The sequence below is a fragment of the Embleya sp. NPDC059237 genome (genome assembly GCF_042754105.1).
Lineage (GTDB): Bacteria > Actinomycetota > Actinomycetes > Streptomycetales > Streptomycetaceae > Embleya.
In genome coordinates this window covers 107860-126577 of record NZ_JBHZAE010000002.1, presented here as the reverse complement: position 1 = coordinate 126577, position 18718 = coordinate 107860, and the positions used below count along the sequence as shown (strand labels likewise).

Here is an 18718-nt window from a genome sequence, read left to right as displayed (position 1 = left end):
TCGTGCGCCCCGAACCGCCACCACCATCCATGGTGGACCATCCTCATCGCCTGACATGCACGCCACGTGGATATCCAGGTAGTTGGTTCGGCAACGTTCTGGGCCTGGCGGTCTAATGGCATGCGCTTCGACAGGCTCGACCGAGTGAATTGCCGTAAGAAGCCGACGACATCGGTGGAGTGCTGCGCCGTTCTCGAAGACTCCACGTCCGTGGTGCGATGCGGTTTCCGTGTTGCTCTGCATGTGTCTCCGTCGGCTTCTACAGTGGTCCTTCGTTGGAGTTCCGTGTGCGGGGGTTTGCGTGTCGGACGGCACAGGGAAGCCTGGTCGGTTTCTGATCGCAACGGCGATCGCGCGATACCCCAAGGCTCCCGCGCATCTGCGGTGGGATCGCCCGGGGCTGTCCGCAGCGCGTGAGCGGGTTGTTGAGTTGTTTACCGACCGGTTGGGCTATCGGCATGTGAGTGCGTTGGGCATGGACCCCACGCAGGATCAACTCACCGGTGCCATCAGGTCGTTCTGCCGTGCTCCCGAGCGTCGTGCGGACGATCTGATTGCGGTATACATCGGCGGACATGGGGCGATCCTGGACGAGGAGGACGGTGGCGGGCACGTGTTGTGCATGCACGACACCGATCCCGACGACCTACCCGATGCGTTGCAGACTTCGGCCCTGGCCCGCAAGATTCTGGCCGGCACGCCGGTGCGACGGCTGCTGCTGATGCTGGACACTTGCTACTCCGGACGCGGCGGACACGAACTTGCCGCAGCGGCCCTGGAGAAGATGAATCCCCGGTGGGCTGTGACTCCCGGGGCCGGGGTGGCGCTGTTGACGTCCGCGCAACCGAACGAGGAAGCTGCCACCGGAGCCTTCCCGCTCTTGCTGGAGCGCGCTGTCGAGAGCTGGCCGGTTGCGGGCCACGGTCCACAGGCCCTTCCTCTGGATGCAATCGTGCGTCACATGAACGACGACTCCAGACGCCCCGGGCACCAGCGGGTGGGGCTGACCCTGCTGGGCCTGGACGGGGAGCCGCCGCCGTTCCTCGCCAGCCCTCGCCACGATCCCACACTCAACGATCTCGACCTCGCGACGGCGAGCCGCTGCCGCACCGAGCGGGAGGCGCAGACACGCAGGCGGGAAACGGAGTACCTCGACTACTTCCTGCCGCGCGCCCAAGCCCACCACGGCGCGATCGAGCACACCGAGTGGTGGTACCGCGGACGTCACCAGGCGCTTGCCGACATCGCCGAATGGCTCGATCATGTCGATTTTCGCCTGCCCGCCATGGCGGTGACCGCCGACCCGGGCTCCGGTAAGACCGCCGTGCTGGGACTGATCGCCACGCTCAACCACCCCCGACGCCGTAGCACCATTCCCGTTCACACCCTGGGCTTGGGTGACGAGCACATCCCGGCGCCGGGCGTGATCGACGCCGCCGTCTACGCTCGCAACCTCACCGACGACCAGGTTCTCGACGCCATCGCCGCCGCAGCGGGCGTACCTGCCGCACCGGTCGACGAGTTGATCAAGGCACTGCGCACACACACCAGGAATGGTGCCCGTCCGATCACGGTGCTCATCGACGCGCTGGACGAGGCGAGTACCCCCCACACGCTGTGTGCGCTCATCCTTCGCCCGCTTATCGACGACGCCGGCGAGCACATCCGTTTCCTCCTGGGCACCCGCCCCCACCTGCTGCACCATCTGGGGCTACGCCGTGACGACCAGGTCGATCTGGACTGCGAACGTCACGCCGATCCCGATGCCCTCCTCGCCTATACCATGCGCAACCTCCTCAAGGGCCACCCTGCATCCCCCTATCCGGCCGACGAAGCACGCCATCGCCTCGCCGTCGCGCGGTGTGTTGCCGAGGCCGCAGGCAGGTCGTTCCTGGTGGCCCGCATCACCGCGACCACCCTCGCCGCCACCGCCGTCCTCCCCGACCCGAACGACCACGCCTGGCGAGCCGAACTGCCCCATGCGGCCGGTGACGCCATGCGTGCCGACCTCACGCAACGCCTCGGCCCATCCGCTCCACGCGCCGTCGACCTCCTACGCCCCCTCGCCTTCGCCCAGGGCCGCGGTCTGCCGTGGGAGGACCTGTGGGCCAACCTCGCCACCGCCATCAGTGGACGTAGCTACGACGACAACGATCTGCTGTGGCTCCGTGAGCACGCGGGCTCGTACATCGTCGAGACCGTCGACAACGGACGCTCGGTCTACCGCCTCTACCATCAGGCCCTCATCGAACACCTTCGCCAAGGCGTCGAACACATCGCCGTACACGCTATGTTCACCCGCACGCTCGCCGACCGGGTACCGCGCACCCTTGAGGACGTTCCCGACTGGGCCCGTGCACACCCCTACACCCGTGCCCAACTCGCGGCTCACGCCGCCGCCGCCAACCTGCTCGACCCGCTCCTCGACGACACCGAGTACTTGGTCCACGCTCAACCTCGCACCCTCATCCCACACCTGCACAACACGCGCACGCTGCCTGCGCGCCTGGCGGCGGCGATCTACCGCGACGCCCTTACCGCACGCCGCGACGCCGATACGGAAACCCGTCGCCAGGCCCTCCAGCTCGCCGCCTGCCAGCACCGTGCCCAATCCGTCGTCGACGCACTCGACGCCCATACGCCGCCGTCTACTTGGCGTCCGACCACCGCTACCGGCGGCAGCCTCAGCCCGGCCCACCGCGACACCCTCCTCGGACATGCCGGATCGGTGGCATCGGTGGCGTGCGCGGTCGTGGACGGCAGGCCTGTGGCCGTCACCGGCTCCGACGACAACACCGTGCGGATCTGGGAGTTGGCCACCGGTAACCTCGTCGGTGAACTCACGGGACACACCCGCCCCGTGAGGGCGGTGGCGTGCGCGGTCGTGGACGGCAGGCCTGTGGCCGTCACCGGCTCCGACGACAACACCATGCGAATCTGGGACCTCGTCACCGGCCGCCCCTTCGGCGAGCCCCTCACCGGACACACTGACTGGGTGACCTCGGTGGCGTGCACGGTGATGGACGGCGTGTCCGTCGCGGTTACCGGTTCCGACGATCACACAGTGCGGGTCTGGAATCTGGCGACGGGCAGTCTCGTCGGCGAACTCACGGGACACACCCGGCCGGTGAGCGCGGTGGCGTGCGCGGTCGTGGACGGCAGGCCCGTGGCCGTCACCGGCTCCGACGATCACACGGTGCGGTTGTGGGATCTGGCGACCGGGAGCGCCCTCGGTGAAGCCTTCACGGGGCACACCGCCGCGGTGAGCGCGGTGGCGTGCACGGTGATGGACGGTGTCCCCATCGCCGTGACCGGCTCCGACGACCACTCGGTGCGGGTCTGGGACCTCGCCACCCGCAGCCCTCTCGGTGAACCCTTCACGGGGCACACCGCCGCGGTGAGCGCGGTGGCGTGCACGGCTATCGACGGTGTGCCCGTTGCCGTTACCGGCTCCGACGACCACGCCGTGCGGATGTGGGACTTGGGGACTGCCAGCCCTGTCGGTGGACCCCTCACCGGATACACCACCAGCACCGTGTTATCGGTGGCGTGCACGATTGTGGACGGTGTGCCCGTCGCCGTTACCGGCTTCGACGACCGCACAGTGCGGATCTGGAACCTTGCCACCCGCAGCCCTCTCGGTGAACCCTTCACCGGACACAGCGACTGGGTGACGTCGGTGGCGGGTGCGACCGTGGACGACAGACCGGTGGCCGTCACCGGCTCCGATGACAGCACCGTACGGATCTGGGACCTCGCCACCGGCGGCCCCGTTGGCGAACCTCTCACCGGCCACACCGACTGCGTGACATCGGTGGCGTGCGCGGTCATGGACGACAGACCGGTAGCCGTCACAGGCGCCCAGGACAACACCGTGCGTGTATGGGACCTCGCCACGGGCAGCCCCCTCGGTGTACCCCTGACCGGACACACCGACTCGGTGACGTCGGTGGCGTGCGCGGTCGTGGACGGCAGCCCCGTGGCCGTCACCGGCTCCCTTGACCGCACTGTGCGAATGTGGAGCCTTGCCACCGGCCGTGCCGTTGGCAAGCCCCTCACCGGACACAGCAGCCCTGTGGGCGCCGTGGCCTGTGCGGTCGTGGACGGCAGGCCCGTCGCCGTCACCGGCTCCAACGACAATACGGTCCGCGTGTGGGATCTCCCTACTGGCAGCCCCATTGGTCAACCCCTTATCGGACACACTGATTGGGTGACGTCGGTGGCGTGCGTGACCGTGAGTGGCATGCCCCTCGCCATCACCGGCTCAAGTGACCGCACCGTGCGGGTGTGGGACCTTGTCACCGGCGTCTCGTTGGGCGAACCTCTCACCGAACACAGCGACATGGTGCTGGCGCTGGCATGCCTGGTCGTGGACGGCATACCTGTCGTCGTTACCGGCTCCAGTGACGGCACCGTGCGAGTACGGGGCCTCCCTACCGGCAAATTCTCCGGTGAACCCCAGGCCCGGTACATCGCTGAGGTGGGGTCGGCGGTCCATACGGTTCTGGATGGTAACCCCGTCGCCGTCGCCGGTTTCGCCGACAGGATCGCTCGGGCCCGGCATCTCCGCGACCACTCGAATACCGAACGACTTGTGATGCCATCCGTGTGCCTGGCTGTTGCCTTCGGGGCCGATCACCAACTGATCACGGTCTTCGGCAACGACATTGCCGTTTGGCGCCGCACGCCTTCTCGACCCGGGCCCAACCAGTTGCACTCCGCAGGTACACCTCAACGAGCTGGCTGTGTGTACCTCGGGCCAGATAGATAGCCGGATCGGATGGGGGACTCCTTGAGTCTTGTGGTGGCCGTACACGGTGTGGGTCAACAACTGCTGGGCGAGGAATCGTTGTTGGTACGCTGGCGGCCGGCTCTCCTCGACGGCTTGCGGCGCGCCGGGCATCCAGGGCTGTCGGTGGGCGACTTGGCCGTGGCGTTCTACGGGGACATTTTCCGACCGGAGGGCGATTTCCTGGCCGTCGGCGAGCCTCGGTACGGAGCTCGGGACGTGGAGGAAGGTTTCGAGACCGAGTTGTTGTTCGCGTGGTGGGCGAAGGCCGCTGCAGTGGATGAGCACGTGGTGTCGCCGGACACGGACACCTTGGCGCCCCGTTCGGTGCAGGCCGCGTTGCGGGCCCTACCCCAGGGCCGCTACTTCACAGGCGTGGTGCTCCGTGCGCTGGTGTCGGATTTGAAGCAGACCACCCGATACCTCCTCGAACCCGGGATTCGCGCGGCGGCGCGTGCTCGCGTGGCTACGGCGATCACTGCAGACACCCGTGTGGTGGTGGCGCATTCGCTGGGGTCGGTCGTGGCATACGAGGTGTTGTGTTCCCTGTCCGGCCATGGAGTCCGTGCCCTGGTGACCCTCGGTTCGCCGTTGGGAACAGCGATGATCTTCGACCGGCTTGACCCCGCCCCCGCGTCGAAGGGCCCAGGCAGGTTTCGGCAAGTGCTCGGGAAGGTCGCAACCGATCCGGAACCCCGAGGAGTGTGGCCGGGCAGCAGGCACCTCGCGTGGACGAATGTCGCCGACGGCGGCGACGTGGTCGCCCTCGAAAAGGATCTACGTCCATGGTTCGGCGAGGCTGTGATCAACGCCGTCGTCCACAACGGATCCCATGCTCACGAGGCCACTGCCTACCTCACGGACAAGTTCACCGGCACCGCGATTGCCCGGGGACTTGAACTGCCATGACATCGCAGACCAGCCGAGATATGTACCAAGTTCCTTTGTTGTGCAGCGCGGGCGCCGACACCCGCTCGGTGTACGCGCTCGCCGCCCGAGGGAACAACGGCACCCCGAACACTTCGTCCCTGGGCCCCAACCGCCATGTCCCGGGCGCTTGTTCGACGATGACGCCGCTGATGTCCCAGTCGAGGACGAACAGCGGCTCGCTGGCAGGCAGGGGCGCCTCCAGCGGATTCAGCCGATGGCCTTGACGCGGACGAGTACCTCGGTTGGCAGGGGCTGGGCTTGGGCGCATTTACGACGGTGAGCGGTTGGGACCGCCGAGCGTCTGCTGGGCGATGGTGCGCATGGCTCTCCTGGTTTTGGAAGGGGCGAGAGCATTGACGGTAGGTATTCCGACAGGAACCGGCAGCTGCCTGCGGCGCGGGTACCGTTCGTGCCATGAGCGGTTTCGGTCCTGGCGGCACCGCTCTCGCCGACTGCCCGGCGCGGCTTGCGGTCGAGGTGATCGTCGACAAGTGGACGGTGGTCGTGCTCTACGGCCTCGGTAAGGGCCCAGTAGGCCATGGCGAGTTGATCGAGCTGATCGGCGGCATCTCTCGCAAGGTGCTCACCCGGACACTGCGTCGGCTCGAGGCGCACGGGCTCGTCCTGCCACGCCTACGCCGAGGCGCCGCCCCGTGTCGAGTACAAGCTCATCTCGCCCGGGGAGACGCTGATCGAACCGACCCACATGCCGACCGAGTGGGCGAGAGCCAACGGCGACGCGCGGTGCTCGACGCGCTCGACGCCGGTCCCGAACCCGCCGCCCCTGGACACCGAGTCCAGGCTCTGCGGCCCGTCTGCCTATCAACTCGTCTGACTGGCATGGGAAGTTACCGAGAACGGCCAAGTCTGTCGCGAGGAGTTCCGTGATCAAGATCAGCATCTTCCTGACCCGGCGCGCGGACCTCACCCACGAGGAGTTCGTGGAGTACTGGACGCACAAGCACCTGCCGCTGATCGCGAGCGTGACGGACGGAGCGGTGCCGATCCGGCGCCATGTTCTGCTCCTGCCCACCGGCGACGAGATCCCCGGCCTGCGCAGCACCTACTACGACGGCGTCGTCGAGGTCTGGTTCGACGACACTGCCCGCTGGTTCACCTCCGAAGCCTTCACCACGACCGTCGCCGCCGACGAGGAGAACTTCCTCGACCGCTCGCTCACCCGGTTCCTCTACACCACCGAAAACCCGATCGGCCGTTGACCGGCGCCGTCGCCCTGGCAGCGTGATCCGCCTCATTCGTATGCGCTAGGTGCCGGGCTTGCGACGAACTCCCACTTCTTTGCCGCATGACCCAGGGACAGAATGCCGGAGCCGGAAAGGATGGTGTACCCACGGGAGGGCGGCGGCCCCCGGGACGCGTAGTCCAGCGCCCGCGGCGACCATCGCACGCCGGGGTGCGGCCCCGTTCGAGCTACACGGCTGGCCGGGGGTGAACTGGGCGCGTTTGCTGCGGATTTGGCCGAGCAGTTGCAGGAGTCCAGGCCGGGTGGGAGGAGCTCGTGATCGCCGAGCGGGCCCTGAACCGGCCGGCCGAGCAGAATAGGGCTGCGGCGGAGGCTGCTGCGGCTGCCGCCCCGGCGTCCGCCGAAGAACCGAGTCTGGCGGACCTACGAGGAAGACTCGGGGTCGTTGTCGCCAAACTGCCGGTGTCGGGTCATCGAGCGGTGAGCACGTGCGCCCACGGCTCATCGATGTCGGGCAGACGCAGCACGGCGACCGTCTGCTGCGGGCACCGACCGATGATCGAGCAAGCGATGTGTTTGGTTATGTGCGCGTAAAGATGGAGAAAACCTCAAAGTCCACGCGGTGGATGGCCGTCCGAGCCCTTGAGTGACGAAAAGGAGGCAGCCGGGGGCTTGCGGCGAGCTGCCGTACACGTCCGAGGGTTACCTGTGGGGGCGAGATGAGCCGCAAGAAGGATCTTGACGACAAGATCGTGTGGGCCAGCGATCCGCACACCTTGGTCAAGCATCTGGTGTACCGGCACTATCTGGAGTGCTGGCTGCCGAAGATTCTGCAGTCGTTTCCCGAGGCAACCATCGTCGATGCTTTCGCAGGCCCCGGAATCTACGAGGACGGCCTCCCCGGTTCGCCGGTTCTGATCGCCAAGACGTTCCTGGAGCACCGCGCATTTCAGCGGTTCGGAGCGCTCAATCTGATCTGCCTGGAGAAGCGCGCCGACAGGACGGACGAACTCCGGTGTCAAATTGCCTCGTTGCCCACCTCACCCAAGCTTCGGATCACCGTGGTCGAACCCGGTGTCTTCACCGAGCAACAGCCGCGACTCTCTGCGGTGGCGCACGGTACGGACCCACGGCGTCCCGTGCTCTGGCTTCTGGACCCCTTCAAAATCAACAGCGTTCCATTCTCTGCGGTGCTCGCGTGTGTGGCAGGGCCACATGACGAGGTTGTACTCACTTGCTTTACCGACGAGATGCATCGGTTCTGCGAATCGGAGAGTCTGCCGTCGGCGTTGAATCGTCACTTCGGGGGCGAGGGATGGCGATCGGCAGTCCCCGCGCAGGGGGCGGCCGTCCGTAAGCTCGCATTCGCTCGGGCGTACGGGCGCGCCCTCGAGGCGCAGGGGCTGCTGTACGGGCAGTTCGCCATTGAAGTAGCCAGGCAGACCGCGCGCTATCACCTCATCCTGGCCACCCATAGCGAGGCGGGCCTGAAGTGCTGGAACCCGGTCACATGGAAACTGGACACCTACACGGGCGCCGGCGCAGCCGCAGAGACGCTGCACCAACCCGACCTTTTTGGCGAGTCCTACGTCGGTGAGCTGGAGCGTATGCTGCGCGACCACGCCGGGTCCGAACAGACCATGGGCGGCCTGATCACTTCGACGCTGAAGGCGGGGTTCGTGGAGCGTCAATTGCGCGAGGCGCTGGACGGCTTGGCTAGCGAGGGTCTCGCGATCCGCGTGCACCCGATCAAAGCCCGTTCCCCGTGGCCCGCCGACGGTATCGTCCGCTTCTATGCTCCTGAGGACATCGCGTTCGAATCCGTCAGACCGCCTGTCGCTTAGGTACCGAATCCGCCGTTGCCCGGCGCGGCATCTGATCCCAGAGCGCCCCTTCCAGGTGGCGACCGTTCGCCTTCGGTGTTCGGCCGCCCCATTGCTTGAAGAAGAAGGGAACTTCGGCGTCGCGGCACGCATCGCGAATGGCGGAAACCCATGTCGGATCCATGGTCCGGTGTCCGGGACCGGATTCTCCGCCCGCGATCACCCAGTCGACGTGAGTCAAGTCCAGCTCGGGAAGAGGCCCTAACAGCGGTTCGCAACTGAGGAATCGGACTGCGGCCGGTACTTCGCGAAGGTCGTCGATACGCGTCATGGCCGCTTCGTTCTCGACCGACACACCCATCCACGCATTCGACGGCCATTCGAGTTTGTCCGCGAGGCGTCGCAGCCGCCGCGACCGTTTGGTGAGTAACTGGTAGGTGTGCTGTGGAGTTTCGGTCATGACTTCGAAGACGCGGCGGATGAACGGCAACGGGACCCGTGCGTGGAAGAGGTCCGACATGGAGTTCACGAATACGACACGAGGAGCCTTCCAGCCGCGTGGTACGTCCAACGCCGACGTGTGGGTTGTCAGGCCGAAGCCGGGACCTGACGTTCGCGGATCACCGTCGTTCTGATACTTCGCCGCGCCCATGGCTTTGAGCCTGCGTGAGAGGGCGAGTGCGTAACAGTTGTCGCATCCGACAGAGATCCGATCGCAACCCGTAGTGGGGTTCCAGGTTGCTTCGGTCCATTCGATGTTGCTGTGGTCGGCCATGTTGACCCTGTCTCCCCTCGGGGTGACTGCGTGTCGCGGATGCGGCTTACAGCACCCGGGTCAATGGTTCAACGATTTAAGGGCTTTCAGGACACGCTCAACCTTCCTCGCGCACGTGTTCGAGTCAAGGTTTCAGGGAGACGGGTCCCATACCGTTATGGAGCCGACATCCATCGTGAGGCACAGCGCGGTGGGCCATCGTCAGCGAATGACGACACGCCAGAGACGGTGGTCGGCGATTCGGTGTTGCGGGCCGTCGTAGGCTTGGCTCTGCCGTCTCGGGCAGGGGAGTCCCGGGATGGGACCCGCACACCCACGCCCTGGAGGGGCGGTAGTGGGCCGCCTCTCGGGGGATTCAGGTGTATTTAGCGCGAGTTCGCGCCGAAAACTTTCGTATCTTCGGGTGTGCCGAAGATGTCGGTGTATGTGCGCATGAGGCCTTGGACGTCGTCTTGGAAGCTGGCGTCACCGTGCTGGTCGGCGAGAACGACAGCGGTAAGTCGGCGATCGTCGACGCGGTTCGACTGTGCCTGCTCACCACGTCCGCCGACTTCTACCGTGTCGGCGAAGACGACTTCCATTGCTGTGGACCCGGCCGCGCCCCCGGATTCTCGATCACCTGCACTTTCAACGGGCTCAGCGACGCGGAGAAGGCCACCTTCCTGGAGCTGCTCACAGTGCGGGAAGGGGCCGAGGCCATCCTGTGCATCACCCTGCGAGCCCAGATCATGGATCCTCTGAAGCCGTCGCGAATATCTGTTACGACCAGGACCGGAGCCCTGGGCGACGGCCCGGCTCTGGACGGAGCCGCGAGAGAGCTCCTGAAGGCCACCTACCTCAAGCCACTGCGAGACGCCGAGAGCGAGCTGCGCTCCGGACGCAACTCCAGGCTCTCGCAAATCCTGGCGAGCTACCCGGCAATGCGGAAAGAAGGCAAAAGCGACTTCGACACGGAGGCCGACACCGCCACGACGCTGGTCGGGATCCTCAAACGAGCCGAACACCACATCGGGCTCAACCCAGCGGTGTCGCGTGTACGTGACGACATCAACGACAACTACCTGAGCAAGTTCGGCATCGGCAAGGATGACCTCAGCAGCGAGATCGGCGTGTCCAGCGACGCCACACTGCCGCGTGCGCTGGAACGCCTGGAACTCAAGTTCTCTGCGGACGCGGCCACCAGGTGGTGGACAAGGCGCGGCTTGGGATACAACAACGCCTTGTTCATGGGCGCCGAACTTCTCCTGCTCGGAAACAGCGAAATGGCTCCCCTGCTACTCATCGAGGAGCCAGAGGCGCACCTGCACCCGCAACTCCAGAGCCGGGTGATGGATCTACTCACCGAGAAGGCAGAGGCGCCGGGTGCCGCGGTGCAGGTCCTCCTGACCACGCACAGCCCGCATATCGCCGCCTCGCTGCCCGTGGAACGCATCACGATCGTTTCACGCGGATCCACGTTCCCCCTGACGCCCGGGCAGACGAAACTCGACGCGTCCGACTACGCGTTCCTGTCCCGCTTCCTCGACGCGACCAAGGCGAACCTCTTTTTCGCGCGTGGGGTAGCCGTCGTGGAAGGGGACGCCGAGAATCTCCTTCTGCCCGCCTTGGCGAAGGCCACGGGGCGCTCGTTCGGTGAGGCCGGGGTGAGCATCGTCAACGTCGGCAGCGTCCGCCTGTTCCGGTTCAGCCGCATCTTGCAGCGTGAGGGAACCCGGCAACTCGCCGTCAGGGTGGCATGCATCACCGACCGAGACCTGGCTCCGGACGGGATTCCCGACGACATGGTGGGGGAGAACTTTCCGCGCGCCTCGAGTATGACCCCTCAGCAGATTTCCGATCATCTTGGCAAGTTGATGGTGGACGACGGAGGGCCCGTCCGTACGTTCGTATCCGATCTGTGGACGTTGGAATACGACCTCGCTGCGGCTTCCTGGACCCTTGCCGAGGTCATGCATCAAGCAGTCGAGTCCGCCCGGAAAGCGAAACATGGATGGCTTACTGACGACGAACTCGCCGCAGTGGAAGAGATGGCGAGGGAACAGATCGAAGACTGGAAACGTCGCGGCTTGGCCCTGAGCGCCGTCGCCTTCGAGATCTATCGCCCCTTGAAAGCGGGGAAGGCGAGCAAGGCAGTTGCCGCGCAGCACGCTGCTCGACTACTCAAGGGCACCACATTGGCGACGACCGACCTCCCGGCCTACCTGAGCCGGGCCCTGGACCACCTGTGCGGACCGACCTGACTCGTGACGAACCCTTGGACCGCCGACGCCTTTGCGACCGAACGCGTCGAACTATGCGCCCGCCGACTCGGCCTGACGATCTCCCATCACCAGCAGTGGGATTTCATCCGCAGCACCACATCGTTCGACCTGCAGGCCGCCCCCGGAGCCGGGAAGACCAGCCTTGTGGGTCTCAAACTTTGCCTGATCGCGGATGCCTGGACGTCCACGACGCAAGGGTTGTGCGTGTTGTCGCACACGAACACGGCCAGGGACCAGATCCGAGATCGGATTTCGGTGTTGCCGGCGGGGCGGGACCTCGGCCGGCATCCGCACTTCATCGGGACGATCCAGTCATTCGTTCACACCTTCTTCGCTCTTCCGGACCTACGGGCACGCGGGGTGGCAGTGAGCGCGATCGACGACGATGCCTACGCTGCAGCGGCTAAACGGCTCGTGCACAAATGGAAATACGCCACCCTACGAGCCGCATTGGAACACCGAAACGACGGCGAAAGAATCCTCACAGAGTCCAGGTTCGTCTTCGAGCACGGCGCGCTCCGTGTCGAGCCCATGCCATTCAGTCCATCGGCGACCAGCAGCGCGCAGCTCTCTCACCTCAAGAACGCCCTCGCGTGGCGCGGAGTTTTCCGATACGAAGACATGTTCGCTCTCGCCGCGCGATACTTGTCCAACAATCCGTCTCTTATCGAGGCCGCCAGAATTCGTTTCCCTTTCGTCCTGCTGGACGAAATGCAGGACACCAGCGCCATGCAACAGAGACTCCTGGCCACACTCTTCACCTCCGACCGGACTGTGTTGCAGCGCGTCGGCGATGTAAACCAGCGAATCCTCGGCGATGCTCCGGGAGGAAAAGGATCTTTTCCCGAGCTCGATTCACGGGATCTCTCGGTGAGTCGTCGATTCGGGCCGCAAATCGCACGCGTCGCAAGTGCTCTGACGGTTAACAGACGCCAAGAGATCATCGGTTCGGGACCAGACGGCTTCCTTGTCTTGATCATCTTCGACGACAGGACCGTCACTGACGTGGTGCCCACGTTCGAGCGCCTCACCACCGAACGTATCCCACTAGAGATAAGGACGCGCTTTCCCCCCAAGGTTCTGGGCTCGCGCAAGGCCCCCGGACGATCGAAGAAGAGGCCGCAATCGATCTCCTGCTATGTCCCCGGATTCGCTGCCCCGGGTCGATCCGAGGGTGCTGGCGGTTTCATCACGGCCGCTCGCGAAGCCCAGGTGATCTGGAATGCCGGGGGCGACGCAGCGAAGGCAGTCGACTACCTTTGGGGAGCCGCCCGTGCGCTCCTCAGGCACGTCGACAGCCGCAACGAGCACGGTGACAGGCTCCGCCCCCCTGTGCTCGCACATCTCGAACGGGCTCCCGGCGAGCAGGGTTGGCGACTGAGGGCATTGTTCGTCTCTCTCCTTGAAGCAGATCTCGGAGACAAGGACACCTGGGTCCAATTAACAGAGCGTCTACAGGCCCTGCTCGAAGAGATCACTGACCGCCGATGGACCCCGGCGACGTATCCCACCGAACTGCTCGAATTCGTCGTCCCTGCGGAGCACCTCGACCAGACAGCACCCCAGAAGGCTGGCCCCAACACTCCAGGGCTGTACGCCGGAACGATCCAGAACAGCAAAGGCGAGACTCACAGTGCGACGCTTATCCTCGAATGCCTCGACGCGACGGGCAAGAACTACGTCCTCCAAGGAGTACTCCCCACCCTCGTCAACGGCGAGCCGATGGCAGAAACGTCACTCACCGCGAGGGAAAGAGACATCGCGCAACTCGTCTTCGTAGGTGCGACCCGTCCCACACATCTGTTGGCCATGGCCATTTTGAGAGACCATGCCCTTCCTTACCTGGAGGCATTGGGGGAACAGGGCTGGGAGATCCACGACATCACGGCGGATGACGTACACGTCTTCGACGAAGGGGATGGTCGTTCTCAGACGGACGAGCGTCACTGATGTACGAGGGACCGTTGGACAGCTACTGAGGTTTCCGGATTCGGTTGACAGTATGTCAAATATGAGCATATCCGTTGTATGGGGAGTTCGGGGATGTCCCCGGTCGAGCAGGAGCACCGGGAGAAGTCGCGGTTGCGAGCTGCTGGTTGGTTTGCGGAGGGGTGTGTCGCAGGTGGTGTCGGTGTGGCATCGCGCCTGGCTGGACGGTGGAGCGGACGCGTTGCGTTCGGCCGGGCCGCCGGGTGCCCGGCGTCGTGCGTCGGACGAGGGGTTCGCCGAGGTTGGGGCGGTGCTGGAGGCCGGTCCGGAGGCGGCGGGGTTCACGGGGCAGGTCTGGACGCTCGCGCGGGTCGGGCGGGTGATCACGCAGGTCACCGGGGTTGTGTATGCGTCGCCGTCCAGCGTGTGGCGACTGTTGAGAGCGCACGGTTGGTCACGGCAGCGGCGCGCGGCGTGCGTTGGAGCGGGACGAGGGGGCAGTGACGACCTGGAGGAGCACGGTGTGGCCCCGGAAACCCGACTCTCGCCGATGCGCCGCGACGGGCTGCCGATCACGGCGTGACGGACTCCGGGAAGAATCTGTTGTTCAGGATCGCGAGTGTCGTGGCGTTGGTCAGTCGGCAGATCGGAAGCTGCAGGGCGAACATGCCCCTGTCCCAGACGGCTTCGGCTCGGTCGACCGTCTTGAGCCAGCGGACCGGCAGTACGTACTCGGCGACGTCGGGGTCGTTCTCGTCGCCGGTGTGGCGGTACCTCCCCACGAGTTGCTGTTCGGCCAGGCGCACCGTCCCGTCTCCGAGAACGGCCTCGGCGAACCTGGTCGGCTCACCGCACACCTCGCCGATGCCCACGTACCCGAGTTTCGGGATGTGGAGGTTGATCCGCTGTCCCGGCCGCGGTCGGCGCAGTCCCTGGGAGTACCACTTGCCGCCGCCAGCGGAGATGAACCCGAACCTGCGGGCGTCGTCCCACGACCGGGTGCCGTCTTCCTCGCCCATCGCGGAGTACCAGTCGATGCCGTTCCAGGGCTCGCGCGTCGCGGACTTGCCGACGCGGGGCGCGGGTACGGATTCGGCTTCGTCGCGCAGCCAGGTTCGGGCGAGATAACGCCGGTCGTCGTCCTCGTAGTAGTGGAAGGAGACGGCGTTGACCGGTACACCGAGATCCGCGAGATAGCCGACGATCCGCTCGGTGGCCTCGTCCAGGCGCGCCGCGACGATCGTCACGCGATGTGCCGCGTTCAGCTCCTCGGGCGCGGACGTGCCGAACCGCTCCTCGAACGCGGCCTCGAACGTCGTGTCGCCGCCGCGATAGTCGGCGAACAGCTTCAGGATCTGCGTGTGGGAAAGCGTCGCCGCCCACGACGCGTAGTCCAAGGCCTGGGCGATCACCTCTCGCGCTCCTCGGTCGCGCTTCAGCTCCAGGACGCGCAGACCACCCTCCTCGTCCACGGCGAGGAGATCGACGAACCCTCCGTGGGCGGTGGGCACCTGTCGCCCGATCAGCAGGACGGGTTCACCGAGGACGTCCGGCTCTGCCTCGATCACATCCTCGAGGTCGCGCTCCAGAGGCATCCTCGCCGACCGCAAGCGCTCTGGTCGTCCCCCGTCGTCCATCCGCCATATCGCGATCTCGGTCGGCATGTCCCCCCAGCCCGTCGAAATGCCTGCCGTACAACGCAACTACCCGTTGCCATGCATTGTTCCGACGCCAGCTTCCCGATGTCACGACCGGGTACGTTCAGGGTGTCGCGGGGATGCCTCCCCATGACGCGTGTCCCCGGAAAAGCGACTACCAGGTCATCTCCCCTGAACGACCTTGCGGGCACCCTCAGGGAGGTCTTGCGGTCCATCATGGCAGCGGTTATCAAGGGCGGCGACGGCATGCAGGACGCGGAGGGTGGGCCATTGATCCCGACAGCCATCTGTCTAGCGCACTCCTTGAGACCCGGGGCAGGGTCAAGGGCAGCATGGGCCACGTAGATCACGGGCTCCAGGTACTCGTCGATACCGGGGTACGACGCCCCTGCCGCGGCCTGAAGCGGCGTATGGCCTCCGCTGAGTCTGAAGACGGAAACGGGGCGTACTGCGGACATGCTCGTGCGTGAGGGGGTGTCCCCTCGAAGGTGGCCGGGCCAAGGGGAGACGAGCGGACGACGGACAGTTCGGAGAAGTGTTTGGTGATCGCACCACTGGCGGGCGCGGTGGCATCGTGGGCGTTCACCGGGTAGACGGTAATACGGGGTTTGACGTCCGCGGTTGTCGTTCCAGGCGCGGATTCGGTCGCACATGCGTTGGGCGAGGTCGTGCCCCCTGGGCCGTGGGCATGGGCGTCAAGCTCCCAGCGTGTGGGGCCTCATTTGCCGTCTTCGCGGCGCACCTGAAGTAGGCGAGGGAGGGGGCGCTGCGGGATGCGATGGCCGGTGTGCAGCGGCCGGAGTCGACGGCGGTGAGGTCGGCCACGATTCGGCAGGTGCCGGGCGCGGACGCTGCCAGGCGCAGCCGGACTCCGTCAAAGGATTCGCTGGCGACGACGAATACGTCGGACCACACGGTGTGCCGGGGTTGGGTCGAGGACTCCGGTGAGGTGGTGGAGGGATGGGCCGGTATGCCCATGTGCCGAGCAGGGCCCGCCTCGGCGATCTCGCGGACGATGTACTCGTCGGGCTTTTCGCTGAGTTCCAGGCGTCCGTCGGGGAGTTCCCACTCCTGGCATTCGTTGCACAGGAGCAGGACGCGGTCTTCGTGGTCGACAATCACGTCCTTGACCGAGACGGGCCAGGTAGAGAAGCGGGCCTGGGGTGGTCCGGGCACGGAACGGAACCTGGCAAGGGACGGGGTGAATCCTGCTACGGGCGGGATGCAGATGATGCTGCCCGTACTGGCGAAAGGATCACATAGCGGAATCACACAGCTGCCGGCGTGCAGCGCCCGGGCACGCACTGCCGCAGGCCGCAGACAACGTGCGCGTGGCGGTGCCGCAACTTCCGTACGGATCGTAGGCTTTGAGGATGGCGAAAACCGCGGAGCCCAAGTACGGCGGCCTGATCTTCGACTTCTTCGGGGTCTTGACCTTCAATATGGTCGAGGTGATCTCCTCCTTCGAGGATCGGGAGAAGATCGCGCGGGGGACGTTCCTTCGTGGTTGGGCCGACCCGCGAGGGCAGGAGCTCTTCCGGCAGCTCGAGCTCGGCGCGATCAGCCAGAGTGACTGGAACGAGGGGTTTGGCGCCCTGATCGACGTCGCGCCTGAAAACCTGCTCGCCCGCTATCTCCACGATGCCTTCCCGGCCTACCACGTACTCAAAGTGGCGCGGCAGGCGCGGGCCGCCGGGATTAAGACTGCGGTGTTGTCGAACAGTCTCGGGCGGGAACCGTACGACCCTTATGCGGGGTTCGACCTTCACAACACCTTCGACGAGGTGGTGTTCTCTGCGGATCACGGAGTGCGCAAGCCCGATCCCGTCATCTTTCACCTGGTGCTCGACAAGCTCGGTGTGCCGGCCGGGCGATGCTTGTTCATCGACGACAGTGAAGGGAATCTCGCTGCCGCGTACAGGCTCGGCATCACGCCGCTGTTGGCACTTGACGAGGAGGTCGTGGCCTCCCGTCTGCGGGAAATGCTCGGTCTACCCGACCTGTAGGAATTCGCGTACGGCTGCGTGCGCGGTGTGTGCCGCCAGCTGATTGCGAAGTCCCTTCAGTTCGGAGGCCGAGCGCGCGGAGTCCACCGAGCCGAGGCATCGGGCCGCGTTGCGCGCTTTGGCGACCGCGGCGTCCAGGTCGTGCATGGCAAGGTGCGCTTCGGCGGCGCGAGCCAGGTAGATGGCGTGAGTTCGTGGGTATTCGTCGTCGCCGGGGTACGACGCTGTCGCAGCGGCCTCGAAGCGGCGTACCGCCTCGGCCGGGTCGCCGAGTTGCAGGGCGGCCGAACCGGCGATCATTTCGATCTCGCCGTAGTCCACCCAGTAGAGGGTCTTGGGATCGTCGTCGTGAGTTCCCTTGTCCAACGCGGCACGAGCGACCTGGAGTTGGTGCGCGCACTCCCTCTTGGCGCCGGTCTTCGACTGCGCCCGAGCGGTGCGGGCGGCCAGCATCGCGTGCATGCGCGGAGTCGCCTTCCACTGCACCTGCTCTTGCGCCGTCTCCAAAAGCGACAATGCTCTTCCCGCCTGTCCGGGAGTGGAGTAGCACTGGACTGCGGCGAACGAGAGCGCGTACGCGCCGCTGATCGGATCCCGGGCCTCGGCGGAGGCTCGGAGGGAAGCGTCGAAGAAGCGCTGGGCGACGCCGGGGTGGCCCTGGTCGAACGCGTTCCACGCCACCTGCCGAGCCGCTTCGGACGCCGTGGAGTACAGGTGCCCCACGGTCGATGCGTCGTAGCGCCCCGACTTGATCAGTCGCACGATCAATGTCAGCTCGCCACGCGCCAGTTGACACACCTGGCCGCTTCCGAGTTCGTCATCCAGATGCCTCAAGTGAGCAAGACGGCTCTCCACATGGGCCAACAAGGCTGGCCCGCTGGGAAATTTCGTGGGTGTCCTGGTTGTCCGGACCGGCTCCAGGGCTTTGCACCAACTGTTCGTTGAAACGGAAAGTGCCGCCCCGGCCGTCAGGAAACCTCTGCGATCCACGTTGCTTCCATTCAACAGTTCGGCGAGAACCGCCAGGCTTTCCGGCCGGTCCCACGGCACGTCCCTGCCGATCGTCGAACCGGCTTCGTGGAGCGCCGCCGCAAAGGTGCCGCCGGTGCCCAGCACCCTGTCGTAGGCGGCGGCAACGGCGGCAGTCACCGATCGGTTCCCGTTCTCCACATTGCGCAGGTACGCCTCGCCGAACCCCGCTTCACGTGCGAGTCTTGCCCAAACCATGCCGGATGCCCTGCGTGCTTCCCGCATGGCGTCACGGAGCTGTTCGGACATCGAGGACGGCCTCTCCCTGCTTGGGATCGGTGCTGGATCGGGCAACGCCATTGTCTCCCGTTCGG

Annotated in this window: 12 protein-coding genes and 1 pseudogene; 9 read left to right on the top strand and 4 right to left on the bottom strand. The window is 65.7% G+C overall.

What is annotated here, in order from left to right:
• Positions 1–301: 301 nt before the first annotated feature.
• Both ACFXKZ_RS07650 and ACFXKZ_RS07645 read left to right on the top strand, forming a co-directional pair.
• On the top strand, positions 302–4771 hold the full coding sequence (locus ACFXKZ_RS07650; protein ID WP_379997546.1) for a caspase family protein: 4470 nt from the start codon (positions 302–304) through the stop codon (positions 4769–4771).
• Between the two features lie 30 nt (positions 4772–4801).
• Positions 4802–5698, top strand: a complete 897-nt coding sequence (locus tag ACFXKZ_RS07645; RefSeq protein WP_379998663.1) for a hypothetical protein — start codon at positions 4802–4804, stop codon at positions 5696–5698.
• 40 nt (positions 5699–5738) lie between these two features.
• Here the strand turns inward: ACFXKZ_RS07645 and ACFXKZ_RS07640 are convergent.
• A pseudogene (locus tag ACFXKZ_RS07640) lies at positions 5739–6041 on the bottom strand (NADP-dependent oxidoreductase); the annotation flags it as partial.
• Between the two features lie 92 nt (positions 6042–6133).
• Here ACFXKZ_RS07640 and ACFXKZ_RS07635 point away from each other — a divergent pair.
• From ACFXKZ_RS07635 to tcmP, 3 genes are all read left to right on the top strand, one after another.
• On the top strand, positions 6134–6607 hold the full coding sequence (locus ACFXKZ_RS07635) for a winged helix-turn-helix transcriptional regulator (RefSeq protein ID WP_379997544.1): 474 nt from the start codon (positions 6134–6136) through the stop codon (positions 6605–6607).
• Entirely contained in the window at positions 6604–6939 is a 336-nt protein-coding gene (locus ACFXKZ_RS07630; RefSeq protein ID WP_379997542.1) for an EthD domain-containing protein, read from the top strand. Before ACFXKZ_RS07635 ends, ACFXKZ_RS07630 begins: the two co-directional genes overlap by 4 nt.
• Positions 6940–7642: 703 nt before the next feature.
• Entirely contained in the window at positions 7643–8767 is a 1125-nt protein-coding gene (gene tcmP / locus ACFXKZ_RS07625) for a three-Cys-motif partner protein TcmP (protein WP_379997540.1), read from the top strand.
• Here the strand turns inward: tcmP and ACFXKZ_RS07620 are convergent.
• Positions 8748–9521 (bottom strand): DUF5131 family protein, encoded by a 774-nt coding sequence (locus ACFXKZ_RS07620; protein ID WP_379997538.1) that lies wholly within the window; start codon positions 9519–9521, stop codon positions 8748–8750. The genes tcmP and ACFXKZ_RS07620 overlap by 20 nt on opposite strands.
• Positions 9522–9880: 359 nt before the next feature.
• Here ACFXKZ_RS07620 and ACFXKZ_RS07615 point away from each other — a divergent pair, with 359 nt between their 5' ends.
• The 3 genes from ACFXKZ_RS07615 to ACFXKZ_RS07605 all read left to right on the top strand — a co-directional run bounded on the left by ACFXKZ_RS07615 (position 9881) and on the right by ACFXKZ_RS07605 (position 14294).
• Positions 9881–11761, top strand: a complete 1881-nt coding sequence (locus tag ACFXKZ_RS07615; RefSeq protein ID WP_379997536.1) for an ATP-dependent endonuclease — start codon at positions 9881–9883, stop codon at positions 11759–11761.
• 3 nt (positions 11762–11764) lie between these two features.
• The gene (locus ACFXKZ_RS07610; RefSeq protein ID WP_379997534.1) at positions 11765–13732 is read left to right on the top strand and encodes a UvrD-helicase domain-containing protein; all 1968 of its coding nucleotides are present in this window, start codon (positions 11765–11767) and stop codon (positions 13730–13732) included.
• A 163-nt stretch (positions 13733–13895) separates the two neighbouring features.
• Positions 13896–14294, top strand: coding sequence for a winged helix-turn-helix domain-containing protein (locus tag ACFXKZ_RS07605; protein ID WP_379997532.1), 399 nt, complete (start codon positions 13896–13898; stop codon positions 14292–14294).
• Here the strand turns inward: ACFXKZ_RS07605 and ACFXKZ_RS07600 are convergent.
• Entirely contained in the window at positions 14284–15306 is a 1023-nt protein-coding gene (locus ACFXKZ_RS07600) for an endonuclease NucS domain-containing protein (RefSeq protein ID WP_379997530.1), read from the bottom strand. The genes ACFXKZ_RS07605 and ACFXKZ_RS07600 overlap by 11 nt on opposite strands.
• Before the next feature lie 1436 nt (positions 15307–16742).
• Between ACFXKZ_RS07600 and ACFXKZ_RS07595 the strand changes: the two genes are divergently transcribed.
• Positions 16743–17375, top strand: coding sequence for an HAD-IA family hydrolase (locus tag ACFXKZ_RS07595; protein ID WP_379997528.1), 633 nt, complete (start codon positions 16743–16745; stop codon positions 17373–17375).
• Here ACFXKZ_RS07595 and ACFXKZ_RS07590 read toward each other — a convergent pair.
• Positions 17361–18653: a helix-turn-helix domain-containing protein gene (locus ACFXKZ_RS07590; RefSeq protein WP_379997526.1), complete on the bottom strand. Its 1293-nt coding sequence runs from the start codon at positions 18651–18653 to the stop codon at positions 17361–17363. The two genes, ACFXKZ_RS07595 and ACFXKZ_RS07590, sit on opposite strands and share 15 nt — an antisense overlap.
• Positions 18654–18718 lie beyond the last annotated feature (65 nt).